This window comes from Rhodopseudomonas palustris HaA2, assembly GCF_000013365.1.
GTDB classification, from domain to species: domain Bacteria; phylum Pseudomonadota; class Alphaproteobacteria; order Rhizobiales; family Xanthobacteraceae; genus Rhodopseudomonas; species Rhodopseudomonas palustris_J.
In genome coordinates, this window is record NC_007778.1 from 3930650 (window position 1) to 3955931 (window position 25282).

Here is a 25282-nt window from a genome sequence, read left to right on the forward strand (position 1 = left end):
CGGAATCCATAACCACCGCCGGGGGATATGGATTCCGGGTCTGCGCCCAAGGGGCGCATCCCGGAATGACGAACATTGAGTTTGTCATTCGTATCAAGGAGACCCGCCGTGACCAAATGGGTTCGCTTCCGCGCCGATGGCGCGATCGGCTTCGGCACCATCGCGCATTCCGACATCGCGGTGCATGACGGCGAGATGTTCGGCGCCAACACGCCGACCGGCCGGACGCTGCAGCTCGGCGACATCGAATTGCTGGCGCCCTGCGCGCCCGGCAAGATCATCGGGCTGTGGAACAATTTTCACGCGCTGGCCGCCAAGCTCAATCAGTCGATCCCGCCCGAGCCGTTGTACTTCCTGAAAGCGACCACCAGCGTCGCCGCGCATGGCGCCGTGGTGAACCGTCCCGCCTCCTACGACGGCAAGGTCGTCTACGAAGGCGAACTCGGCATCGTCATCGGCAAACGGGCGAGCGGCATTTCCGAAGCCGAGGCGGCCGCGCACATCTTCGGCTACACCTGCGTCAACGACATCACCGCGGCCGACATCCTCAATCGCGACCCGAGCTTCCCGCAATGGGCGCGCGCCAAGAGCTTCGACGGCTTCGGCCCGTTCGGCCCGGCGATCGCCACCGGTCTCGATCCCGCCACGATGTCGATCCGCACCCTCCTCAACGGCGCCGAGCGGCAGAATTACCCGGTCGCCGACATGGTGTTCCAGCCGCACAAGCTCGTCAGCCTGCTGTCGCACGACATGACGCTGGAGCCCGGCGACCTGATCTGCTGCGGCACCTCGGTCGGCGTCGGCGTGATGAAGGAGGCCGTCAACAGCGTCACCATCGCGATCGAGGGCATCGGCGAACTGCACAACGAATTCCGTCAGGCGGCGAAAGCGTAGCCTCCTGCACCGTCATTCCGGGGCACGCCGTCAGGCGCGAACCCGGACTCCGGAGGTCAGGCCACCCCACAGCGACGCAGAACATCGGACGTAGAACAGATCCCGATTCCGGGTTCGCTCGCTTGCGGGAGCGCCCCGGAATGACGTCGGGGGGCCGATGCGAGCGCCCCGGAATGACTCGTTGAGAGGGGGCCCCTTCCCCGCGCATTGGACATTTCGCTGCCGGTTCGGCAATCTGCCGCCGAACCACAACAGCAACAGGCGCGCGAGGCGCCGGGTCCAGGGGCACATCATGATCAAGACGCGATTCACCGAAACCTTCGGCATCGAGCATCCGATCGTCCAGGGCGGGATGCAATGGGTCGGCCGTGCCGAACTGGTCGCGGCGGTCGCCAATGCCGGCGCGCTCGGCATGATCACCGCGCTGACGCAGCCGACGCCGGAAGACCTCACCAAGGAAATCGCGCGCTGCCGTGAGCTCACCGACAAGCCGTTCGGCGTGAACCTGACGATCCTGCCGGCGATCAAGCCGCCGCCTTATGCGGAATATCGCCAGGCGATCATCGAGAGCGGCGTGCGGATCGTCGAAACCGCGGGCAACAAGCCGCAGGAGCACGTCGAGGAATTCAAGAAGCACGGCGTCAAGGTGCTGCACAAATGCACCAGCGTCCGCCACGCGCTCTCGGCCGAGCGGATGGGCGTCGACGGCATTTCGATCGACGGCTTCGAATGCGCCGGCCATCCGGGCGAGGACGACACCCCCGGCCTGATCCTGATCCCGGCCGCCGCCGACAAGATCAAAATTCCGATGATCGCCTCCGGCGGCTTCGCCGACGGCCGCGGCCTGGTGGCGGCGCTGTCGCTCGGCGCCGACGGCATCAACATGGGCACGCGCTTCATGTGCACCAAGGAGAGCCCGATCCACGAAGCGGTGAAGCAGAAGATCGTCGACAATGACGAGCGCGCGACCGACCTGATCTTCCGGACCTTGCGCAACACCTCGCGCGTCGCGAAGAACGCGATCAGCCAGCAGGTCCTCGAACTGGAAAAGCAGGGCGCGACCTTCGAGCAGGTCAAGGACCTGGTTGCGGGCGCGCGCGGCAAGATGGTCTATGTCACCGGCGACACCGACGAAGGCGTGTGGTCGGCCGGCCAGGTGCAGGGGCTGATCCACGACATCCCGAGCTGCGCCGACCTGGTGTCGCGGATCGTGCGCGACGCCGAGGCGATCATTCGCGGCCGGCTCGAAACGATGCTATCGGGGGGCGCGCGTCAGGCTGCGGAATAGAAGCGGCGGCCCGCGCGGCTCTGAAACGGGAAGCGTTGAGATGAAGGCCTATGTTTACGGCGCCGATGGCGCCGCCATCACCGAGATCGACAAGCCGGCGCCGAAGGGGCCGCAGGTCCTGGTCCGGGTCCGCGCCTGCGGGCTCAATCGCGCCGACCTCGGAATGACCAAGGGCCACGCCCACGGCGCGGCCGGTGGCGTCGGCGCGGTGCTCGGCATGGAATGGGCCGGCGAGATCGAGGCGGTCGGCGACGAGGCCTATGGCTGCGAGGTCGGCCAGCGGGTGATGGGCTCCGGCACAGCCGCGTTCGGGGAATCCACCCTCGCCGATCACGGCCGGCTGTTTCCGATTCCGGACGGCATCGGCTTCGAGGAAGCCGCGACCCTGCCCGTCGCGCTCACCACGATGCACAACGCGCTGATCGCGGTCGGCAAGCTGCGCGCCGGCCAGGCCGTGCTGATCCAGGGCGCAAGCTCCGGCGTCGGGCTGATGGCAATGCAGATCGCGAAGTTGAAAGGCGCGAGACTGGTGATCGGGTCGTCGACCGACAAACACCGCCGCGACCGGCTGAGCGAATTCGGCGCCGATCTCGCGATCGATTCGTCGGATGCGGGCTGGGTCGATCAGGTGCTCGAAGCCACCGGCGGCGCCGGCGTCGATCTGATCATCGACCAGATCTCCGGCAAGGTCGCCAACCAGAACCTCGCCGCGGCGCGCGTGCTCGGCCGCATCGTCAATGTCGGCCGGCTCGGCGGCACCCACGCCGATTTCAACTTCGACCTGCACGCGGCGCGCCGGATCGATTATGTCGGCGTCACCTTCCGCAGCCGCAGCATCGAGGAGATCCGCGAAATCTTCCGCCAGGTCCGCGGCGACATCTGGCCGGCGGTCGAATCCCGCAAGCTGCGCCTGCCGATCGACCGCGTCTTCCCGTTCTCGGAGATCGGCGAGGCGTTCGCTCACATGGAAGCGAACCGTCACCTCGGTAAGATCGTGGTGACGTTCTGAGCGGTTCCCGCAATCGCCACGACGCAGCCGCTTGAATAAGAACAATTTGCAATAACGGCTGTCGCAAAATCGCGATGGCGATCCGCTTCGGCCGGCTTTTATGTTCAGGATCGGGCTGCTACACCGCGCCCATGAGCAATTTCGCCAGCACCAAATCGCGTGTGGCTGCGGTGTCCGTGCTGGCGAGCGCCAGCATGGCCGCGGCGAAATTCGCCGTCGGCATCGCCATCGGATCGCTGGCGCTGATCTCCGAGGCGCTGCACAGTTCGATCGATCTGGTCGCGACCATCATCACCTGGTTCGTGGTCCGGGTGTCCGACCGCCCGGCCGACGATGCCCATCACTACGGCCACGGCAAGATCGAAAGCCTGTCGGCGCTCGGCGTCATCGCATTGCTGTATGTCCTGGCGGGCGGCATTCTGGTCGAGGCCACAAGCCGGTTGCGCGAGGGCGCTCCGCCGCCGGCCTTCTCGCTGTGGGCCTTCGGTATTCTCGGCGTCGACATCCTGGTGAATTCCTGGCGCGCCTGGGCGTTGCATCGCACGGCGGTCGCGACCAAGAGCCAGGCGCTCGCCGCCGACGCGCTGCACTTCGCCTCCGACGTGCTCGGCTCGTTCGCGGTGATCGCCGGACTCTCGCTGTCGGCGCTGGGCTTCGCCTGGGGCGACGCCGCCGCCGCGATCGGCGTCGCGGTGATGATCTCGATCCTCGGCCTGCGGCTCGGCCGCTCGACGATCCAGACCCTGCTCGACCGCGCGCCGGAGGGCGTCTCGGACAAGGCCCGCGACGTGATCAGCGCGGTGCCCGGCGTCGTCGGCATCGAACGGCTGCGCACCCGCATGGTCGGGCCGACGCATTTCATCGACGCGCTGGTCGAGGTGCCGCGCACCTACCCGATCGACCGCATCGACGAGATCAAGCGCCGCGCCGACGACGCGCTGAAGGGCGCTTTCGGCGATTCCGACCTCACCTTCACGGCGATCCCGGTCGCCCGCGACAACGAGACCGTGCGCGAGCGCATCATGGTGATCGCGCGCAATTCCGGCCTCGCCGTCCACCACGTCACCGTCCACGACCTCGGCTGCAAGATCACCGTCAGCATCGATCTCGAGGTCGACGGCGACATGCCGCTGATCGAGGCGCACGACATCGCCCACGAACTGGAGCGGCACATCCGCGACGATTTCGGCACCGACGTCGAGGTCGACACCCATATCGAGCCGCTCGAGCCGGAAATGCCGCACGGCTACGAAGCCGCGCCGGAACGCGTCGAGGAAATTCGCGCGGCGCTGATCGGCTTCGCAAAGAACGGCGCGATCCACGACATCCACAGCGTCCGGGTCCGCGACACCGAGGCCGGCGAGATCGTCAACTTCCACTGCTACGCCGAGCCGTCGCTCAGCGTCATCGCGGTGCACGACCACGTCGACGAGATCGAGCGCCATATGCGGCGCGCGTTCCCGAGCGTGAAGCGAGTCATCAGCCACGCCGAGCCGCCGAACGCGGACTGATCGCCGCGCCTGCGACTCCTACGAGTCTCCGTTCTCGTTTCGGACTCGGCTCACGCACAAATGAGAGCGCGATTCATCTTTGGATAAGAAATTATCCGATCCGCCGAATCGTTGACTCTCGACAGCCCGACAAAAGTGGATTCAAATCAGCTCGTGATTCGAATGGCGAAACGTCGTTCGAACGGGGTGCTGACGGACATTTGGTGGGGACCACGGTATGGCGCGCGTGCAGGGCGCGAGCGCCTGCGCTCAATCCGATTCGATCAAAGGATTGGCGCAGTCGATCGCTAAACCGGCCTACCATCGACTGTTGACGGCCGAGCCTGTGCTCCGCCGCGCCGTCCCGATCCTCATCATCGCCTTCCTCATCACGATCTGCTTCGGCGCCGCCGTGCAGTTCATCGATCAGAGCCGGCAGAAGCGCGCTGCGCTCAATCGCGATCTCTGCGCCCTCGCCGATCTGCTCGCCGAGCGGCTCGAACATATCGGCGTCGTGCGGCTCGATCGTCCGGCTTCGATCGAACGCCTGCAGAATTTGCTACCAGGCCTGATCCCGTCCTGGGGCATCGCCGCCGGGCGCCACGTCATCGTCACCAGCGCCGATCAGCGCGTCCTGGCGCGCGTACCCGGCGACGAAGGCACCAGCGCCGCCAGCAGTTTCCTCGACATCATCAGCGCCACCCCGCCGCTGACACGGTCCGCGCAGCAAGGCACCATCACCCAGATCATCCTGCCGAGCGGCGCCTCGGCGCTGGCGACGTTGCACACCGTCAAGTCGCTGCCCGGCCAAGTCATCGTCATTCACGAAGACACCGGGTCGATCCTGCGTTCCGATGCGGCGCTGCAGATCACGCTGTCGGCTACCACCGGCTTCGTCGTGCTGATCCTCGGCTTCGCCTTTCACTGGCAGTCGACCCGCGCCCAGGAGGGCGACCTCATCAACGATGCCGTGCGCAGCCGGATCGACACCGCGCTCAATCGCGGTCGCTGCGGGCTGTGGGACTGGGACCTGTCGCGCGGCCGGATCTTCTGGTCGCAATCGATGTTCACTTTGCTCGGCCTGGAGAGTCGCAACGACCTCCTGACCTTCGGCGAGGTCAACGCGCTGGTGAACAGCGACGACATCGACCTGTTCGCGATCGGCGACCAGTTGATCGCCGGCAACACCGATCACATCGACCACAGCTTCCGGATGCGCCACGCCAACGGCCACTGGATCTGGCTGCGGATGCGCTGCGAACTCAGCCAGGAAACCCAATCCGACAACAAGCACCTGATCGGCATCGCGGTCGACGTCACCGAGCAGAAGAGCCTCGCCGAGCGCACCGTCGAAGCCGATCTGCGGCTGCGCGACGCGATCGAGACCATCCCCGAGGCCTTCGTACTGTGGGACGCCGACAATCGCCTGGTGCTGTGCAATTCGCACTTCCAGCGGCTGCACAAGCTGCCCGACATCGCGGTCGCGCCCGGCACCTCCTACGAGACGGTGATCGAGGTCGGACAGATGCCCGAGATCCGCACCCGTCTCTGCGACAACAGCGGAGGATCGTCCCCCGGCGCGCGGACCTTCGAGGCCCAGCTCGCCGACGGCAGCTGGCTGCACATCAGCGAACGCCGCACCAAGGACGGCGGCTACGTCGCGGTCGGCACCGACATCACCCGGATCAAGGCTCACGAACAGAAGCTCGTCGACAACGACCTGCGGCTGCGCGCCACCGTCGCCGACCTCAAGATCTCGCAATACAAGCTGGAGCGTCAGGCGATCGAACTCGCCGATCTGGCGCGGAAATATTCCGAGGAGAAGACCCGCGCCGAGGAAGCCAATCAGACCAAATCCAAATTCCTCGCCAATATGAGCCACGAGCTGCGCACGCCGCTCAACGCCATCATCGGTTTTTCCGAGATCATGGGCAGCGGCATGTTCGGCACGCTGGGCTCGGAGAAGTATCAGGAATACTGCCACGACATCATGACCAGCGGGCACTATCTGCTGGAAGTGATCAACGACATTCTCGACATGTCGAAGATCGAGGCAGGTCGGATGCGGCTCGACATGGAGGAGCTCGATCTCGCTCGCACCCTCGGCGAATCCCTCAAGGTCGTCGCCGGCCGCGCCGAGCACAAGCAGCTCGAACTGCTCTCGGAGATCGAGGACGACATTCCGATCGTGGCGGACCGCCGGGCGGTCAAGCAGATCCTGATCAATTTGTTGTCCAACGCCGTGAAATTCACCCCCGACGGCGGACGGGTCACGGTCCGCAGCCGGACGCTGCCGAACGCCATCGTGTTGATGATCGCCGATTCCGGCATCGGCATCGCGCCGCAATCGCTGCGCCGTCTCGGCCAGCCGTTCGAGCAGGTCGAGAGCCAGCTCAGCAAGACCTATCATGGCTCCGGCCTGGGTCTGGCGATCGCCAAATCGCTCACCACGCTGCACGGCGGCTCGATGCGGCTGCGCTCCACGCTCGGCGCCGGCACGGTGGTGATGGTGACGCTGCCGCGCGACTGCCAGCGCCGCCGGCTGGCGGCCTGATCGGTGCGCAGGCCGGCTTCAGCCGACGCTCAGTCGATTTGATGCGATGAAGACGGCACCGCCCGCGACCAGCGCGGGCGTTTTTTTTCGAACCTTCGACGTGGCGCCGGGCGCCCCGTCACCAGCTGTAGCGCGCGCCCGCCGAGACCTGATGGCTCGTGGCATTGCTGCGGAACTCGCCGTTGTAGGAGGCGAACATCCGGAACGCATCGCTGCGCCAGCCGGAGATCTTGGCGCCGACCAGCGCCGCATTGCGGCCAGGCGCTGCGGCCGAGACCAGGAACGGCTGATCGAGCAACGCCGCTTGCGAGACCAGCGTGGTGTCGCGCAGATCGTAGCCCCAGCCCAGCTTGAACTCGGGCGCCAGGGTGGTGCCGTCGACCGCCCGCAGCTGCGTGCTCAGCGCGGCGCCGGTGATCGTGGTCAGCTTGTCGTAGGTCTGCGCCGCATAGGCGAGCCCGAACGGCGCCTGGCTTTCGCTGTAGCCGTCGCGGCGGAAGCCCTGCCAGCTCACGCCGGCGAACGGCTTCAGCGTCAGACCGTGCGCCAGCGCGAAGCGATACCCGGCCTCCACAGAGGTGCCGAGGCCGATGCCGTTGGCATTGCCCTGCAACCCGCCCGGCGACAGCATGATCTGGCGACCGGTCGACATCTGGCTCGGGCCGGCGGCGATCCGGACATCGACCACGGCGGCTCCCGGCATCCAGCTCGCATAGGCGGCGCCGGCGTAAGTATCGGACTTGCCCTGAATGTCGGTGCTGCTGGCCGTGGTGCGCGCATAGCCGAAGGCGCCGCCGGCCATCAGGTTGTTGGAGAACCAGCGGTCGGCACCGATGGTGAAGCCGGCACTCACGGCCTTGGAGCCGGCGAGATCGCCGCTGTCGCGGACATTGGCGTTGCGACCGAAGCCCTGCCCCCAGACCGACCAGCCGTCCCGCACGCGATCGGCCGGCGCGATACTGGCCAAGGCGTCCATCGCCGCGCCCGTCTCCGCGCTCATCGCGTTGCGTCCGGCATAGGACAGCGCGAAGGATTGCGCCGCACCGTTCTGGCCCTGCTCGCCACCGACGGCGAGCGTGTTCTGACGATCGCCGATCGCGCCGAGGAAACCGGTGAAGGCCTGCAGCGACGCGCTCGCGATCGCAGGCTGGCCCGGCCCGGACAATTGCGTGACGGCCTGATCGTACTGCGCTTCGCTCTCGAGCCTGTAGAGCGCGTCGTACAAAGTCTTCCCCCGGCCGGACGGAAGCACGCCGGCAGCCGGTCGCTGGCTGTCGAGAACGGCGGCGACGGATCGCCCGTTGGCGCCGGTGGCCAGAGAGCTGAAACTCGCCGGCGTCACCACCAGCGTCAGCGCGGTCGGGTCGTAGACCAGATCGAACCGGCCATTGGCCGGCAGCCCGGCGACCGGCTGCACCAGCGACGAGAAGCTGCCCGCGGTGCGCGCGCCGTCCTGCGCCTGGACGATGGCGAAATCCGTGCCGAGCGCGGGCGTGTAGTTGCTGACGGTGCCGACGCTGCCACGCAGCACCGGCGTCAGCGTGCCGGCCGCGTAGAACACGTTGCCGGCGCCGGTGACGTAGATCTTGTCGCAGGTGCCGGGACCTCCGGGCACGAGCAGCGTGCCGTCGATGTCGATCCGGGTCGTCGCCGTCGAGGTCAGCGTGACATTGCCGTTGAAGGTCAGCTCGCCCACCGAATTGCCGTTCAGCACGGTGCCCGCCGGCACGATGTTGTTGGCGAAGAAATCGCCGATATTGGCCATCTTGCCCGGCGACAGCGTGCCGGCGATCGTGCTGTTGCCGACCACGGTGCCGAAGCCGGCCAGCGTCGCGGGCTGGGCCACATTGAGCATGCCGCCCGTCGTCATCGTCAGCGTGCCGTCCACCGCGAGCGTGCCGAGCTGCGCATAGACGTTGCCGGCGGCGTTGGTTCGCCCGGAGATCGTCAGAATGCCGGTGCCGATCTTGCTGAATTCGCCCTGGGTATTGAGCAGCTGGCTCCAGTACACGGTCTGGTCGGCAGCGACGCTGACGGCGGCGTTGGCGGCCAGCGTGGTCGGCCCTTCGGTCGCGCGATCGAGCCGGATCAGGCCGTGGCCGAACACGGCGTCGATGCCCGCGTCTCCCAGATCCTCCGTGGTGGAGAACAGCAGATGCGCGAGGTCCTGCGCATTGTAGGTCGGATTGGCCTGGATCAGCACCGCGATCGCGCCCGAGACGGTCGGCGTCGCCATCGAGGTGCCGGCCGCGAAGCCGTAAGTATCGTACGGGATGGTCGAGTAGATTTCGGTGTTGCCGTCACCACCGGGAGCGGCGACGCACCAGCTCGCGGTGACACCGCACAGATTCGAATACGACGCCGCGGCCTTGGTCGAGCCGACCGCCATCACCGCGATGATCTGGCCGTTCTGACGTTGCAGCGAGGTGTAGTCGTATCCCTCTCCCCCATCGTCGTAGACCCCGAGCCCGGCATGGGCCGGGTTGAGGAACGGCAGCAGCGCCAGACCGGACGGATTGTCCGCCGCGTCGGGGCTCTTGAGACGGTCGTTGCCGGCGGCGGCGACGATGATCTTGCCGGCCTTGAGCGCGTTGAGCGCCGCATTCGCCTCGGCGGAGACGCCGGAGACCGGCCACTGCTTGAGGCCGAGGGTCTCGTCGTAATTCGGCCCGTAGCTGGCGTTGTAGATCATCGTTCCGGACAGGCTGGCGAAGTAGTTCAACGCGTCGGCGGTGCTGTCGCTGACGGTCGAATATCCCTCCTCCGTGATCGCGCGGATCGGAATGATGTTCGCGTCATACGCCACGCCGTGGGCGTCGACGTTGCCGAATTTTTCACCGGCGATGATGCCGGAGACGTGCGAACCGTGAATGTCGAGCTTCTTGGCGCTCTCCGGCGAGAGGTCGTTGGGGTCGTAGGTGCCGCCGTTCTCGACCACGTAGTTCTTGCCGAGATTGATCAGCAGCTTGTTGACCAGGCCGGCATTGGTGGTGTCGAAGCCGGTGTCGGCGACGGTCACGGTGACGCCGGCGCCGGTGAAGCCGCGCGTATACGCCGCCTGCGCGCCGATCATCGTCAGATTCCAGGTCTGGGCCGCGAGGCTCGGCAACGGGTTCGGCAGGTTGGGCGAGTTGTTGTTGTTCGTCATCGCGACGTTCTGATAGGACGTTGCGCCGAGGCCGGACGCCGTGGTCGTCGCCGTGGCCAGGACCTGCGCGGCGTTCGGCGCCAGCATCATCCGCTGCCCCGAGGTCAGCACGCCGAGATCGGCCGCAGTGATGACATGGCGGGACGCTGCCGGCGAAAGGTCGGCGGCATAGTCGACGACGGCGTTGCGCAATCCGGGATTCCGGTAGGTGCTGTCATAGGCCCGCGCGATCAGTTCGCGCTCGCCTTGCCGCAGGGCGTCGGCGAGCCGCGCCTTCAGGTCCGACGGCACCACCGATTTCGCGATCGATTTCGGCTTCTTGCCGGGCTCCGCCGCATGCAGCGCGGCTGAAACCGGCGCGCTCACCAGAAACGTGGTGCCCAGCAACAGCATCGAGAATTGACGGAAACCTCCCCCAGTCGCCACCGAATGCTCCTTCTCAGCAGATGCGCGCTCTGCGTGCGCGCTCGGTCCTGTTCGCCCCATCACGTCCGACATTCGACGTGACATTGTGTCGACCCGTTTCTAGAACGGCGACGGAACGCGGCGACAGGGGGCTGACAGCCTCGGAGGCCCTCGGGCGGCGCTTTCCCTTGACGTGGCGTCTCAGGGGACCGGACTCTCGTCCCCTTGTGGGACATGCCCCGAGGCCGAGGCCGGCTCGGACGCCGCGGTGGGCCAATGGCCGCCGCGTGGCGCGGCGGTGATTCCACCCGCGATCGGCGACTTATCGATCGTGTCTCGGGAGGGATTGCGGTAGAACCATCGCCCGCATCCGGACGCGGCGTTCCCCGAGCCGCCCGGAGACGATATCGGCAGTATCAGATCGCGCGTGATGGCGTCCCTTCCCCGACTGTTCTACGTGACTTCCAGCCTGGACGAGGCGACCGCCCTGGCGACCTGGAGTGCGGTGATCTCGCCGCTGTTCGAACCGCGCCCCTGCGGCCCGAGCAAGAAGACACCGACCGGCTCGGCCTATGGCATCATCATTGGCGACCTGATCATCGCCAAGGTCGCCTTCAACGCGCAGGACTTCGTCCGCGACGAGCCACGCATCGCGGCGACGCCGGATCACCTGCTGCTGCATCTCTACGTAACCGGCGGGTTCAACGGTGTGGTCACCCGGCAGCAGACGGCGATCGGCCCCGGCAAGGTCGCGCTGATCGATCTGGCCCATCCGATCGCCACGCGCGCTTTCGCCTCCAGCACGGTGTGCCTGATCGTTCCGCGCAAGCTGCTCGGCGGCCTGCCGCTCGACACGCTGAAGCCGAGGCTCGATCCGCTCCGGAACGATCTGCTCGCGGCGCATCTGCGATCGCTTCAGGAACGCAGCGCGCAATTGACCGAGACGGACGTGGCCGACACGGTGGCCGACACCGTGGGTTTTCTGAGACGGCTGCTCGCCCCCGCCCAGGATGAATCGCCAGCCGCCGAGCAGCGAACCGACGAGACCATCCTGGCGCTTCTGGAAGCGCTGATCCGCGACAATCTCGCTTCGCCCGATCTGTCGCCGGATTGGCTGGCACAGCGACTGGATGTCTCGCGCGCGTCGCTGTATCGGCTGTTTGCCGACCGCGGCGGCATCATGCGCTACGTCCAGGAACGGCGGCTGCTCGCGGTCCAGGCGGCGCTGAGCGATCCGATCGAAACGCGCCGCTTGTCCCGCCTGGCGTCCGATCTCGGCTTCAAGAGCGAGGCGCATTTCAGCCGGAGCTTTCGCGCCCGCTTCGGCGTCACCGCCAGCGCCTTTCGCAAGGCGCAACTCGACGCCTCCGCGGCGATCCAGCTCACCAGCCCGGCGGTGGTGCAACAATGGTGGACGGCGGTCGCTCGGAGCCCGCCGGCCCGCGGCCTGGCCCCGGCCGACGAGCGGGGCGCGGTCCTTCCGCTGTAGCCGAATTCCGTATTGCGCGGCTGCGTCGGCCGCGTGTATGAGCCGATCATTCGTCCGCGGAGGGATCGGCGTTGAATTTCAGTGCCGTCTTTCATCAGTTTGCAACCTGGTCGTTCCGGGCCGCCATCGTCGGCGGCCTCGTCGGCGTGGCGTATCTGGCGATGCGTGGCGATGCCGACATGCCCGGCGCGCGCCTCGTCGCCGCGCAGACCGCAGCGCCGGCCGCCGACTTTCCGCCGTGCCAGCCGATCGGCTACACCACCGAGGGCGAGCTGGTGTATTCGATGGATTGCGAGCAATTGCCGACCGCGCCGGCGGCGAGCGCGCCGATCCCCGCGCCGGTCGCAAAGTAGTCCCTACTCGCCGTTGCCACCGATCAGCCGGTTGAAGATCGCCCTGACCTCGGCCTGGGTTTCCTTCACCCGCGCTTGCAGCGAGGAGAAATCCGGCGCGTCGCCGGCGCGGACCAGCACGCGCAGCAGATCGTCGCCGGCGGTCTCCGGCTTGAACTTGTCGCTGACGCACAGCCGCAGGATCTGCGTGAGGTCGTGATACAATCGCGCCGCCGGGCGCAGCACGTCGGCGTCGGGCTGTGCCAGCACGCCGAGCCGCGCCGCATTGTCGATCGCCGACAGCGTGCCGACGGCGAGAATGTCCGGCATCGTGGCGGCGTGCACGAGTTGCAGATACTGCGCGATGAAGTCGATATCGACCATGCCGCCGGCGGCGTATTTCAGGTCCCAGACGTCGCCCTCGCCCTTCTCCTGCGCGATCGCGGCGCGCATCTCGGCGACGTCGTTGGCGATCGCGGCGTCGCGCGGCCGCGTCAGCACCGCGCGGATCACCTGTTCGATCCGCGCGCGGAACTCCGGCGACGCCGAGATCACCCGCGCCCGCGTCAACGCCAGATGCTCCCAGGTCCAGGCCTCGACCTCCTGATACTCCGCGAACGAATCCAGCCGCGACGCCAGCGGGCCGGCGCGGCCCGACGGCCGCAGCCGCATGTCGACGTCGTACAACACGCCGTAGTTGGTCCGCGTGGTGAAGGCCGAGATCAGCCGCTGGGTGAAGCGCGCGAAATACTGCGCGCCGTGCAGCGAACGTTCGCCGTCCGAGTCCGGCTGCTCGTGGTCGAAATCGTAGATCAGGATCAGGTCGAGATCGGACGCCGCCGTCATCTCGCGGCTGCCGAGCTTGCCCATCGCCAGAATCGCGGTCTCCTGATCCTTGATCCGGCCGTATTGCGACACGAACTGCTTGCTGACCAGATCGTGCACCGTACCGACAATGCCCTCGGCGACGTCGGCGAAGGCGATGCTGGCCTGCTGCGTCGACACCGTGCCGGACAGAATTCGTGTGCCGATCAGGAACAGGCTTTCCTGCCCGAACAATCGCAGCCGATCGAGAAACTCTTCATAGGAGCCGGCGTCCGAAAGCGTCGCCGCCAGCCGCGCCGACAATTCGGTGCGGTCGGGCATCGCGCCGAAGAAGCGCGGGTCGATCAGCCCGTCCATGATCTGCGGTTGCCGCGCCAGCATGTCGCCGAGCCGCGGCGCGGCGCCGAGCACCAGCGCGATCAGCGTCAGCAGATCGCGGTTCTGGCTGAGCAGCGAGATCAGCCGGCCGCCGCGATGCAGCGCCTGCAACAGCCGGTCGAATGCGTTGACCGCATTGTCGGGCTCCTCGGCGCGCGCCAGTTCCTCGATCAGCGCCGGCACGAAATCGTTGAATGCGCGCTGCGTCGCCTCGACCTTGAGGATGCGATAGCCGCCGGCCATCCATTGCTGCAGCGTGGTCGCCACCATCAGCGGCTTCTTGTAGCCGAGCGCGCGCAGATGATCGAGCAGCACGGTGTCCTCGGCGCCGCCGGCGTAGTCGATCGGCAGCTTGGCGGTGCCGGTCGGATCGCCTTCGAACAGCTTGCTGTAGTGGCCCTGCACGCAATCGAGATGCGCCAGCAGATCGCGTGCGAAAGCCTCACGGCTGGCATAGCCGAAGAACCGCGAGAACCGCTCCACCGCCTCGATGCTGTCCGGCAGCGTGTGGGTCTGTTCGTCGGCGATCATCTGGATGCGATGCTCGACGCGGCGCAGGAACTGATAGGCAGCGGACAATTCGTCGCGCGCCTGGAACGTGATCCAGTCGCGGTTCGCCAGAATGTCGAGCGCGGCGAGCGTCGGCCGCACCCGCAGCTCCGGATGCCGGCCGCCGGCGATCAATTGCTGGGTCTGCGCGAAGAACTCGATCTCGCGAATGCCGCCGCGGCCGACCTTGACGTTGTGGCCCTCGACCGCGACCTCGGTCTGGCCGCGGAACGTCTGCATCTGTCGCTTCATGTCGTGGACGTCGGAGAGCGCGGCGAAATCGAGATGCTTGCGCCAGACGAACGGCGCGATCTCGGACAGCAGCGCCTCGCCCGCGACCACATCGCCGGCGCAGGCGCGCGCCTTGATCATCGCGGCGCGCTCCCAGGTGCGGCCCTCGCGCTCGTAGTAGTTGAGCGCCGACGCGGTCGACAGCGCCACCGGCGTCGACGCCGGGTCGGGGCGCAGCCGCAGATCGACGCGGAACACGTAGCCGTCGTGGCGGCGCTGCTGCAGGATGCGGCTCAGGCCCTGCGTCACCCGCACGAAGAACGGCTGCGGCTCGATGTCGGGCGCGAGCGTCGGCGCGTCGAGCTCGTAGAACACGATCAGGTCGATGTCGCTGGAGTAGTTCAGCTCGCCGGCGCCCATCTTGCCCATCGCCAACACGATCAGGCCGCTGCGCTCTTCCGGCGCGTCGGGGTTCGGCGGATGGATGCGACCGCGCGCCGCCTCCTGCCGCAGCAGGAAGCGCAGCGTCATCTGCACCGATTGCACCGCGAGGTCGGTCAGCGCCTGCGTCACCTGCAGCACCGGCCACAGCCCGCCGATGTCGCACAGCGCGATCGACAGCGCCGCCTCCGCCTTCATCCGGCGCAGCACCGCCATCACCTCGGCCTCGTCGGAGGCGGTGGCGACCGCAGCCGCGGTGGCGTCGAGCAGCGCCCGAAAGCCGGTCTCCGGCTCGGACCGCAGCAGCCGCAGCAGCCGCGCCGGATCGGCGCGGATCAGGTCGAACAGATAGGGCGAGGCCTCGGCGATCGATTGCAGCGCGATGCGGAGGTTCGGGCAGCGATCGGCGACGGCGCGGATCGGAGCAGCCAGCTCGGCCGGGACGTCGGCGAGCCAGTCGGCGCAGCGCTTTTCCGCCTCGTCGGGCGCATGCAATTGCGGCCCGGCGGCGAAACGCGCGGCTAGTGAGGCGGGTGAAATGTCCGCGTCAATCGCGGAGGAACTCATGCGGGCGTCGGTTCTGGTATGGTGTTGGCTGGTGCCAGTCCTTCGCCCGTGTGCGCCGGAATTGCAAGCGTGGCGCGCAAACCCGGTTGCGCGTCGGACAGCCGCAGTTCGCCGCCATGCAGCGTCGCCACCGCGGAGGCCAGGCTGAGGCCGAGCCCCGAACCCGGCAAGGTGCGGCTCGCCTCCAGCCGCACGAAGCGTTCGACCGCGTGCTTGCGGTCCGCTTCCGGTATTCCGCGACCGCGATCGGTCACGCTGAGCAGCACCTGGTCGCCGTCCCGCTGCGCCTCGATCACGATCTCCGCGCCCGGCAGCGGGGCCGTGGCCGGCGCGTCGCCGGGCGGCGCCAGCGCGAGCTGCGGCTGGCCGTATTTGATCGCGTTCTCGACCAGATTGGCGAGCGCCTGGCTGATCAATTCGCGATTGCCGCGCACCGGCGCCGGCGCGCTCCGGACCTGCAGCGTCAGGCCGTTGTCTTCCGCCAGCGGCTCGTACAATTCGTGAATGTCGCGCACGATTCCGGCCGCGTCGAACGCGTCCATTTGTCCGCGCGCATGTCCCGATTCCGCGCGCGCGATCATCAGGAGCGCGTTGAAGGTGCGGATCAGGCCGTCGGATTCCTCGATGGTGCGCTCCAGTGCGGCGCGATAATCGGCCTCGCTGCCGGACAGCGCCAGCGCCTCCTCGGCGCGGTTGCGCAGCCGCGTCAGCGGCGTCTTCAGATCGTGCGCGATATTGTCGGAGACCTCCTTGAGGCCGTTCATCAGCGCCTCGATCCGCTCCAGCATGGCGTTGAGATTTTCCGCCAGCCGATCGAGTTCGTCGCCGCTGCGGCCGACCGGCAGCCGGCCGGACAGGTCGCCGGCCATGATCCGCTGCGTCGTGCCGGTCATCGCGTCGATCCGGCGCAACACGCGGCGCGCGACGAAGATGCCGCCGCCGAGCCCGAGCACGACGACGATCAGCACCGACCATTGCGCCGCCGAGCGCACCACGTTGAACAGCCGCCGGCGTTCCTCGAGGTCGCGGCCGATCAGCAGCCGGAAGCCGCTCGACAGTTCGGTGACGCGGACCAGCGCGCGATGCTCGCCGCGGTCCTGGTCGTCGAGCCTTCGATAGAAGGTTTCGGTCCAGCCGATCTTGCTCATCACGCCGGGCGCCAGCGCGCCGACATTGCCGGCGACCGCCTGCCCCGCCGGCGTGGTGACGAGATAGAGATTGGCGCCCGGCCGCAGCGCCCGGTTCTCGATCGCCAGCACCAGCCCGCGCAGGCCCCGCCGCGTATAGACCTCGTCGATCTCGCCGATCTCGGCATCCACCGTGGTGGTGATCTGATCGGTGATCAGCCGCCGCGTGTTCCAGGCGAAATACCCCAGCAGCGACGCCGCGAACAGCCCGAACAGGAACAGATAAACCAGCGTCAGCCGAAACGCGGTGGTTCGGATCAGTTTACCGAATGCCGTCACGGATCATATACCCCGCGCCGCGGATGGTGTGCAGCAGCGGACGGTCGAAGCCCTTGTCGATCTTGCCGCGCAGGCGGGAGATGTGGACGTCGATGACGTTGGTCTGCGGGTCGAAGTGATAGTCCCAGACGTTCTCCAGCAGCATGGTGCGGGTGACGACCTGGCCGGCGTGCTTCATCAGATATTCGAGCAGCCGGAATTCGCGCGGCTGCAGTGTCAGCTCCTCGCTGCCGCGGGTGACGCGGTGCGACAGCCGGTCGAGTTCGAGATCGCCGACGCGGTAGCTGGTCTCCTCCGCCGGGCCGCCGTGGCGGCGTGACAGCACCTCGACGCGCGCCAAGAGTTCGGCGAAGGCGTAGGGCTTCGGCAGATAGTCGTCGCCGCCGGCGCGCAGACCCTTGATGCGGTCGTCGACCTGGCCCAGCGCCGACAGGATGAGTGCCGGGGTGCGGTTGCCCTTGTCGCGCAGCGTGCCGATCACCGACAGGCCGTCGCGCTTGGGCAGCATGCGGTCGATCACCAGCACGTCGTAGTCGCCGCTGTCGGCGAGCGCGAGCCCTTCCTCGCCGTCGCTGGCGAGATCGGCGACGTGGCCGACTTCACGAAACGCCTTCACCAGATAATCGGCGGATTCGCGGTCATCCTCGATGATCAGCAGGCGCATATGGGATTCAGATTCGCTCGCGAGTTTCACGGTTTCTGGCACCATGGCGGGACTTCAGCCTCCATGCAAGGCGGCACGACACGCCCGCCGGACATGGAAGCGGGCGATGGAGCTGGGGGAACTCCACCGCCCGCCTGGTCCTTCCGACGGAGGGGGGCTTACTCCGGCCGGAAGGTAGAAGGTGGGGACGAGCTGTTCACCCGTCCCCCGGAAAGCGCCGTCAGCGGGGGCGACATTGCCGGCGACACTCTCCAACTTGGCGTCAGGTGGCCGATCAGCCCTTGGCCGAGATCGGCACCGCGACGAAACGTGACGAACCACCCGAGCGGACCCGGATCAGCACGCTGTTCTTGTTGTCGTTCTTGGCGGTGTTGATGGCGTCGCGGACGTCACCCGGGCTCGCCACGTTCTTGCCCGCGACCTCGAGGATCACGTCGCCTTCCTTGAAGCCGCGATCGGCTGCGGCGCTCTTCGGATCGACGTCGGTGACCACCACGCCATCCTTGCCGGCACCGGCGACCGAACTGGCCGGCGCGACCGTCAGGCCGAGCCTCGGCACTTCGGTGCCGCGGCTGGATTGGCGACCGTTGTCGCCGTCGAGATTGGCCTTGGCCTCGACCTGGTTCGGCAATTGGCCGAGCGTCAGGCTGAGTTCCCGATCCGCGCCCTTGTGGAACACGGTGAGCTTCACCGTATTGCCCGGCGCGAAGCCGCCGATGGTGCGGGCGAGCTCGCGCGCGTCCTTCACCGGCGCGCCGTTGACCGCGGTGATGACGTCGCCGGATTCGATGCCGGCCTTGGCGGCCGGGCCGTTGGGCTGCGGCTCGGCCACCAACGCGCCGTCCGGCTTCTTCAGCCCGAGGCTGTCGGCGATCTCCGGCGTCACCGGCTGGATCTGGACGCCGATCCAGCCACGGCTGACGGAGCCCTTGTCCTTGAGCTGCTGCACCACCGCCTTGACGGTCGAGGCCGGGATCGAGAACGCGATGCCGACGCTGCCGCCCGACGGCGAGTAGATCGCCGTGTTGACACCCATCACTTCGCCATTGACGTCGAACGCCGGACCGCCGGAATTGCCTTTGTTCACCGGCGCGTCGATCTGGATGAAATCGTCATACGGACCGTTGCCGAGGTCGCGGCCGGAGGCCGAGACGATGCCGGCGGTGACGGTGCCGCCGAGGCCGAACGGATTGCCGACCGCGAGCACCCAGTCGCCGATCCGCGGCTTGCCTTCGGACAGCTTGGCGAACGGGAAGTCGGTGCGGCCTTCGGCTTTGATCAGCGCCAGATCGGTGCGCTGGTCGGTGCCGATCACCTTGGCCTTGTAGGTCTTGCCGTCGTCGGTGGTGACTTCGACCTTGTCGGCGCCGTCGACGACGTGATTGTTGGTGACGGCGTAGCCGTCGGCGGTGATGAAGAAGCCCGAGCCCTGCCCCGTCATCATGCCGCCGCCGCGATGGCCGCGCATGCCGGGCGGCATTTCACCGCCGAAGCGGCGGAAGAAGCGCTCCATCGGCGAGCCGGGCGCGAACGGCGATTCTTCGCTGCGCTCGCTGCGCTCGTCGGTCTTCGCAACTTTTTCGGCGATGTTGACCTTCACCGAGATCACCGAGGGCTTCACCTTCTCGACGATGTCGGCGAAGCCGACGGGCTGCTGCGCCTTGTGGACCTCGTTGCCGACCTGCGCCTGCGCCGCCGTGCTGAACAGATCGCCCGACGCCGGGACCTGCGACAGGCCGAACGCGCCCGCGCCGAGGCCGGCCACCACCGACGCCATCAGCGCGAATTTGCGCGCCGAGAACAGCGAACGGCGCACCGGGCTGGTCGGCTGCGAGGTGAGATCGGAAGAACGGTCGGTCATACAGGGTCTCCAGAACCATCGAATGTCAGGGGTGCGGACGATCGCACCGGATGGCCTGAAGATGGGGGCTGCCGCCTTACGGCGCGCTGGATGAGGCATTAAACTTTTGTAACTTGGCGGTATTCCGCCGCGACGCAAGGTCGCGATCGCGCCCCGCGATCCGCGCGTGGTTTGTCAACACTCGGACATTTGTGTCGGGAATCCGATCTGCCGACGACACGCGTAGCGCTGCGCGATTTTGCGCAACTAACTGAAATATCGACTGATCTTCAGTGGCCTGGTTTTTGCCAAGGCGGCATCAAGGACGCGCGTGAGGCACGGCGTCGGTCCCGAACCAGCTAACAGGAGAGCGCCTTGGCTAACATTACTTTCTCTTCGCCCGTGATGGCGAAGGATGTCACCGTCTACGCCGTCGCCGGCGATCGCGGCACCATTCTGGCCGTCGCCAAGGCACACAAGATTCCGATCCCGTTCGACTGCCAGGACGGCGAATGCGGTTCCTGCCTGGTGCAGGTCGAGCACTTCAATCCGAAGGCCAAGTCAGCAGTCGCGCTGACCGAGAAGGAAAAGGAAGTCCTGCGCCAGCTCGGCAAGATCACCAAGGACGAAATCGCCAACGCCGAAGTCAACGACGTTCCGCCGCGCTATCGCCTCGCCTGCCAGTGCTTCGTGCGCAACGAGGACATCATGGTGCGGTTCGAGGGCGACAAGACCCTGCCGCAGAAGCTCGCGGTGACTCACGCCGCCGCGCGCTTCAAGGGTGGCCTCGAGATTTCGACGCTGCCGGAGTTCTTCAGCTACGCCGCCAAGCTCGAGGAAGACGCCGCCCTGCACTACGACGAACTCGCCAAGGCGATGGCCGAGGCCGGTAACGAGTCGGTCGCGAAGCTGTTCGCGCAGCTCGCCGAATTCTCGCGCATGCACCTCGCCGAGGTGAAGGCGCGCGCCGGCAGCATCGATGTCAGCAAGTCGGTGCCGCCGGACTACGCCTGGCCCGATCACGCCACGCCGGAACGCGCGGCGGTGTGGGCTTCCGACACCTCGATGACGCGGCTCGGCGGCCTCAAGGCGGCGCTGCAGGGCGAACGTCGCGGCTACGAATTCTACCGTGCGATCGAAGCGACCACCAAGTCGCCCGAGGTCGCGGCCGCGGCGAAGGAATTCGTCGGTGAGGAAGCCGAGCACGTCCGCATCCTCGAAGCCTGGATCACCCAGGAAGAATGGGCGCTCAAGCACGCCAAGACGGCTGAAAACGCCTGACGACGACATCCGACATCGGAGACGGCTGCCGTCGACCCGGCGGCAGCCGAACAGCGAAGGATATTCAGATGGAAACGGTCGAAGAGTTTCTGGCGCACTCGATCCGCCTCGAACAGGAAGCGGCTCTGCGCTTCGGTCAGCTCGCAGACGCGATGGACAGCTGCGGCAACAAGGAAGTCTCCAAGCTGTTCCGGCAGCTCGCCGACTACTCGCGCATGCACCAGGCCGATGCCCAGGCCCGTGCCGGCTTCCGCGAGATTCCCGAGATGGAGACCGTCGATTTCAAATGGCCCGGCGACGAAAGCCCGGAGACCGCGGCGATCTGGGGCACCGACCCGTTCATCGGCCGCGACCTGGCGCTGGAAATCGCGCTGGAAGCCGAGACCGGCGCCTTTGATTGGTACAAGAACGTGCTCGACACCACCGACAATCCGGAGATCCGGGCGCTGGCGAAAGAGTTCGTCGCCGAGGAAAGCGGCCACGTCGCCGAGCTGCACCGCTGGATCGCCCTGCACAAGGCCGGCAAACCGCTGCCGATGGAGATCACGCCGTTCTGAGGGGGCATCCCTCGACGACGCCTTTCGGCTGGTCCGACTACGACGCCGGGCCGCTCGCGCTGCTGGTCTCGCGCGCGGCCGCTTGCGTCTGCGCAATCATCCGCCTGATCGCCTGAACGGCTTCCGCCGAGAGATGCTTGTGTGCGCCCAGCGCAACGTAGAGCGCGTCGAGCGTGTTCTTCCGGATTTCCGGAGCAATGGCGATCTTGCCGCGCGGGCCTTCGGCGAGCCCGAACAGGGCCTGGGCGGCGAGGTCCAGATCATATCCCCAGACCCAGCACCACAGCCTGACGGCGGTCGACCACCCCCGTTGCAGCGTGCGAAGCGAGAGGCCGGCCTCGAACAGGGCTTTCTCGGCGGCGTCCCGCACCTCTTCGCTCGCCCGGATGTCGACAGCATAGTAGCGCTCGGCGGTCTGCAGAGCCTCGAGCCGCCTGTCCTGCAGCGCGACGACTGGCTTTCCAATGAAGTAAACGGCAAACCACGCCGCGACCGCGGCCCCTGCACTCGCCAACAGATGCTGCATCGTATTCTCCTGACCCGGCAGACGCCGTGAAGCCGTCACGATGCAAGTGTTACCTGTCTCGTCAGTGCCGCCGGAATAGTACTTCCGTCGCCCCTCGATGTCGGTGTGCAGACGGCGCCAGACCGACCAGGACCAGCGCAACGAAGCTGTTGCGGGACGTGCGCTGCATCACGCCGACGGGCGTCCACCCTTCGCCGCCGGCCGCGGCGCATGACGCTACGCCGACCGATCCGGCCCCTCCGCCATCAGCCGATCGAGCCGCGCCTGCTCCTCGGCGCTGAGCGGTTGCGTCGTCTCCAGCTCACGGGCCGCGCCGCGGGCGCGGCGGCGGACGTGCAGCCACAGCGCCAGCCCGCCGCCGAACAGCACCAGCGGCGTCACCAGCCACAGCACCAGCGTGTGGCTTTCGAACCGCGGCTTCAGCAGCACGAACTCGCCGTAGCGCGCGACCAGATAGTCCAGCACCTGATTGTTGCTGTCGCCGGCCGCGATCCGCTCGCGCACCAGCAGCCGCAGATCCTTGGCGAGCGTCGCATCGGAATCGTCGATCGACTGGTTCTGACAGACCATGCAGCGCAGTTCGCGCGACAATTCCCGCGCCCGCGCCTCCTGCGCCGGATCGGTCATCACCTCGTCGGGCTGCACGGCGTGCGCCAGCGGGATGGCGACGGCCAGCATCGTGATGGCGAGGCATATGATTGTCGCGAGCTTTCGCACCGTACGCTCCCGTCATCCTGAGGAGCATCCGCAGGATGCGTCTCGAAGGATCAGTTGTTGTGGCACATCCTTCGAGACGCCCGTCTTCGCTCTGACGAGCTGCGCCGGGCTCCTCAGGATGAGGCCTTTGTTACTCCGCCGGCTGCAGCAAGCGCTGCGGCTTGGCCGGCTTCGGCGCGCCGACGCGCAGCCGCCGATCCGACAGTGACAACAGGCCGCCGAACGCCATCAGCAGCGGACCGATCCAGATCAGCAGCACCAAGGGCTTGTGATAGATCCGCACCGTCACCGCGCCGGCGGCGTCGATGTCGCCGAGCGAGATGTAGAGCTGGCTGACGCCGCGGGTCAGCAGCGCAGCCTCGGTGGTCGACGTGTTGCGGGTGGTGAAGCTGCGCTTCGACGGCGTCATCGCGCCGATCGGCCGGCCGTTCTCGCTGACCGAGAAATGCGTCTGCAACTCGCGATAGTTCGGGCCCTGGCGCTGAATCGCGCCGTCGAATTTGAGTTCGTAGCCGGCGAGCTTGGCGGACTCGCCCTCCTTCATCGCGGCGATGTGCTCGCTGTTCCAGGTGGTCTCGCAGACGATGCCGATCAGCGCCACGCCGATGCCGGCATGAGCGAACAGCGTGCCCCACGCCGAGCGCGGCAGCCCTCGGGCGCGGCGCGCCGCAATCGACAACGGATTGCGCAGCAGGCCGATGCGCTCGACGATGTCGGCGAGCGCGCCGGCAATCACGAACACCGCGAGCCCGATCGCCAGCGGCGCCAGCACCGGGCCGCCGAACGTCCAGGCCCAGACCAGGGCGACCGCGAGCAGCGCGACGACGCCGGCGGCGATCAGCCGCTGGGCGGCACCGAGCAGATCGCCGCGCTTCCACGCCAGCAGCGGGCCGAACGGCATCGCCAGCATCAGCGGCACCATCAGCGGACCGAAGGTGAGATTGAAGAACGGCGCGCCGACCGAGATCTTGTCGCCGGTGAGAACTTCCAGCGCCAGCGGATACAGCGTGCCGACGAACACCGTGGCGCAGGCGGTGGTGAGAAACAGATTGTTCAGCACCAGCGCGCCCTCGCGCGAGATCGGCGCGAACAGCCCGCCCTGCTTCAGCGCCGAGGCGCGCCAGGCAAACAGCGCCAGGCTGCCGCCGATGAAGATGCACAGGATCATCAGGATGAACACGCCGCGCGACGGATCGGTGGCGAAGGTGTGCACCGAGGTCAAGACGCCTGAGCGCACCAGGAAGGTGCCGAGCAGCGACAGCGAGAAGGTCAGGATCGACAGCAGGATGGTCCAGACCTTCAGCGCGTTGCGCTTCTCCATCACCAGCGCCGAATGCAGCAGCGCGGTGCCGGCGAGCCACGGCATCAGCGAGGCGTTCTCGACCGGGTCCCAGAACCACCAGCCGCCCCAGCCGAGTTCGTAATAGGCCCAGTACGAGCCCATCGCGATGCCCAGCGTCAGGAAGATCCACGCCATCAGCGTCCACGGCCGCACCCAGCGCGCCCAGGCCGCGTCGAGCCGCCCCTCGATCAGCGCCGCGGCGGCGAAGGAGAACGAGATCGAGAAGCCGACATAGCCGAGATACAGCAGCGGCGGATGCACCGCGAGGCCGATGTCCTGCAGTACCGGATTGAGGTCGCGACCCTCGAGCGGCGGATTGGGAATCCGCAGGAACGGGTTCGAGGTGATCAGGATGAACAGATAGAACGCGCTCGCCACCCAGGCCTGCACCGCTAGCACGTGGGCGCGCAGCGACAGCGGCAGGTTGTTGCCGAACGCTGCGACCATGCCGCCGAACAGCGCCAGGATCGCCACCCACAGCAGCATCGAACCTTCGTGGTTCCCCCACACGCCGGTGATCTTGTAGAGCAGCGGCTTGGCCGAATGCGAATTCTCGTAGACGTTGACGACCGAGAAGTCGGAGGTGACGTTGAGCCAGACCAGCGCGCCGAACGAGACGGCGACGAAGACGAATTGCGCCAGCGCCGCCGAGCGCGCGACGTTCATCAGCCCGCCGTCGCCCAGCCGCGCGCCGAGGATCGGCACCGTCGACTGGATCAGCGCCAGCGCCAGCGCCAGCACCAGCGCGTAGTGGCCGGCCTCGGCGATCATCGCGCCGGCCTCATGGCGTCGGCGGAGGCCGCCGCACCGGGCCCGGGCGGCTTCTTCTCGTAATCGTCCTTCCAGTGGCCCTGCTTCTTCAGCGCGTCGGCCACGTCCTTGGGCATGTAGGTCTCGTCGTGCTTGGCGAGCACGGTGTCGGCCTTGAACACGCCGGCGGTGTCGAGCGCGCCCTCGGCGATCACGCCCTGCCCCTCGCGGAACAGGTCCGGCAGAATGCCCTTGAACGCCACCGGCACGGTGGCGTCGCCGTCCGAAACCTTGAACGCCACCGCGAGCTGATCGCCGCGCGTGAGCGAGCCGGGCTCGACCACGCCGCCGAGCCGGAACCGCTTTCCGGCCTCGATGTTCTGCTCGTGCACCATCTTCGGCGTCGAGAAGAACACGATCGAGCCGCGCATCGCGTTCAGCACCAGTCCCACTGCGACCACGAGCACCACGCCGGCGCCACCGATCATCATCAACCGCCGCTGCTTACGCGTCATGGCCAACCCTCGTGCCGGCGTCCT

18 protein-coding genes are annotated in these 25282 nt (G+C 67.2%); 9 read left to right on the plus strand and 9 right to left on the minus strand.

The annotated features are described in order from the left end of the window. The first annotated feature begins 108 nt into the window (after positions 1-108). The 5 genes from RPB_RS17320 to RPB_RS17340 all read left to right on the plus strand — a co-directional run bounded on the left by RPB_RS17320 (position 109) and on the right by RPB_RS17340 (position 7235). Positions 109-894, plus strand: coding sequence for a fumarylacetoacetate hydrolase family protein (locus RPB_RS17320; RefSeq protein WP_011442312.1), 786 nt, complete (start codon positions 109-111; stop codon positions 892-894). Positions 895-1186: 292 nt separating this feature from the next. Beyond that, positions 1187-2182 carry an NAD(P)H-dependent flavin oxidoreductase gene (locus RPB_RS17325; RefSeq protein WP_011442313.1) on the plus strand — a complete coding sequence of 332 codons (996 nt, stop codon included), beginning with the start codon at positions 1187-1189 and terminating at the stop codon, positions 2180-2182. A 40-nt stretch (positions 2183-2222) separates the two neighbouring features. Beyond that, entirely contained in the window at positions 2223-3191 is a 969-nt protein-coding gene (locus tag RPB_RS17330) for a quinone oxidoreductase family protein (RefSeq protein WP_011442314.1), read from the plus strand. A 131-nt stretch (positions 3192-3322) separates the two neighbouring features. Beyond that, positions 3323-4702 (plus strand): cation diffusion facilitator family transporter, encoded by a 1380-nt coding sequence (locus tag RPB_RS17335; RefSeq protein WP_041798313.1) that lies wholly within the window; start codon positions 3323-3325, stop codon positions 4700-4702. Between the two features lie 217 nt (positions 4703-4919). Further along, complete coding sequence (locus RPB_RS17340) at positions 4920-7235, plus strand: PAS domain-containing sensor histidine kinase (RefSeq protein WP_011442316.1); 2316 nt, start codon at positions 4920-4922, stop codon at positions 7233-7235. A gap of 118 nt (positions 7236-7353) precedes the next feature. Here the strand turns inward: RPB_RS17340 and RPB_RS17345 are convergent, their stop codons facing one another. Further along, positions 7354-10809 carry an autotransporter domain-containing protein gene (locus tag RPB_RS17345; protein WP_041798314.1) on the minus strand — a complete coding sequence of 1152 codons (3456 nt, stop codon included), beginning with the start codon at positions 10807-10809 and terminating at the stop codon, positions 7354-7356. 409 nt (positions 10810-11218) lie between these two features. On the opposite strand from RPB_RS17345, the gene RPB_RS17350 reads away from it, so the two are divergent. After that, positions 11219-12277: a helix-turn-helix domain-containing protein gene (locus tag RPB_RS17350; RefSeq protein ID WP_011442318.1), complete on the plus strand. Its 1059-nt coding sequence runs from the start codon at positions 11219-11221 to the stop codon at positions 12275-12277. 71 nt (positions 12278-12348) lie between these two features. Further along, positions 12349-12630: a hypothetical protein gene (locus RPB_RS17355; RefSeq protein ID WP_011442319.1), complete on the plus strand. Its 282-nt coding sequence runs from the start codon at positions 12349-12351 to the stop codon at positions 12628-12630. A 3-nt stretch (positions 12631-12633) separates the two neighbouring features. Here the strand turns inward: RPB_RS17355 and RPB_RS17360 are convergent, their stop codons facing one another. From RPB_RS17360 to RPB_RS17375, 4 genes are all read right to left on the minus strand, one after another. Further along, positions 12634-15600 (minus strand): bifunctional [glutamine synthetase] adenylyltransferase/[glutamine synthetase]-adenylyl-L-tyrosine phosphorylase, encoded by a 2967-nt coding sequence (locus RPB_RS17360; RefSeq protein ID WP_011442320.1) that lies wholly within the window; start codon positions 15598-15600, stop codon positions 12634-12636. Beyond that, the gene (locus tag RPB_RS17365) at positions 15597-17066 is read right to left on the minus strand and encodes a sensor histidine kinase (RefSeq protein ID WP_011442321.1); all 1470 of its coding nucleotides are present in this window, start codon (positions 17064-17066) and stop codon (positions 15597-15599) included. The genes RPB_RS17360 and RPB_RS17365 overlap by 4 nt, the downstream gene beginning before the upstream one ends. Continuing rightward, positions 17050-17730 (minus strand): response regulator transcription factor, encoded by a 681-nt coding sequence (locus RPB_RS17370; protein WP_041798315.1) that lies wholly within the window; start codon positions 17728-17730, stop codon positions 17050-17052. The genes RPB_RS17365 and RPB_RS17370 overlap by 17 nt, the downstream gene beginning before the upstream one ends. 274 nt (positions 17731-18004) lie before the next feature. Beyond that, on the minus strand, positions 18005-19591 hold the full coding sequence (locus tag RPB_RS17375; protein WP_011442323.1) for a Do family serine endopeptidase: 1587 nt from the start codon (positions 19589-19591) through the stop codon (positions 18005-18007). Positions 19592-19945: 354 nt separating this feature from the next. Here RPB_RS17375 and RPB_RS17380 point away from each other — a divergent pair, with 354 nt between their 5' ends. Both RPB_RS17380 and RPB_RS17385 read left to right on the plus strand, forming a co-directional pair. Further along, positions 19946-20851 (plus strand): ferritin family protein, encoded by a 906-nt coding sequence (locus RPB_RS17380; RefSeq protein WP_011442324.1) that lies wholly within the window; start codon positions 19946-19948, stop codon positions 20849-20851. Positions 20852-20919: 68 nt separating this feature from the next. Continuing rightward, positions 20920-21408 (plus strand): ferritin-like domain-containing protein, encoded by a 489-nt coding sequence (locus tag RPB_RS17385; protein WP_011442325.1) that lies wholly within the window; start codon positions 20920-20922, stop codon positions 21406-21408. A gap of 37 nt (positions 21409-21445) precedes the next feature. Here RPB_RS17385 and RPB_RS17390 read toward each other — a convergent pair whose 3' ends face one another. The 4 genes from RPB_RS17390 to ccmE form a co-directional block, all read right to left on the minus strand. Then, positions 21446-21934 (minus strand): hypothetical protein, encoded by a 489-nt coding sequence (locus tag RPB_RS17390; protein ID WP_011442326.1) that lies wholly within the window; start codon positions 21932-21934, stop codon positions 21446-21448. A 216-nt stretch (positions 21935-22150) separates the two neighbouring features. After that, the gene (locus RPB_RS17395) at positions 22151-22612 is read right to left on the minus strand and encodes a cytochrome c-type biogenesis protein (protein ID WP_198135122.1); all 462 of its coding nucleotides are present in this window, start codon (positions 22610-22612) and stop codon (positions 22151-22153) included. Between the two features lie 169 nt (positions 22613-22781). After that, positions 22782-24764, minus strand: coding sequence for a heme lyase CcmF/NrfE family subunit (locus RPB_RS17400; RefSeq protein ID WP_011442328.1), 1983 nt, complete (start codon positions 24762-24764; stop codon positions 22782-22784). Beyond that, complete coding sequence (gene ccmE, locus RPB_RS17405; protein ID WP_011442329.1) at positions 24761-25258, minus strand: cytochrome c maturation protein CcmE; 498 nt, start codon at positions 25256-25258, stop codon at positions 24761-24763. Before ccmE ends, RPB_RS17400 begins: the two co-directional genes overlap by 4 nt. Positions 25259-25282 lie beyond the last annotated feature (24 nt).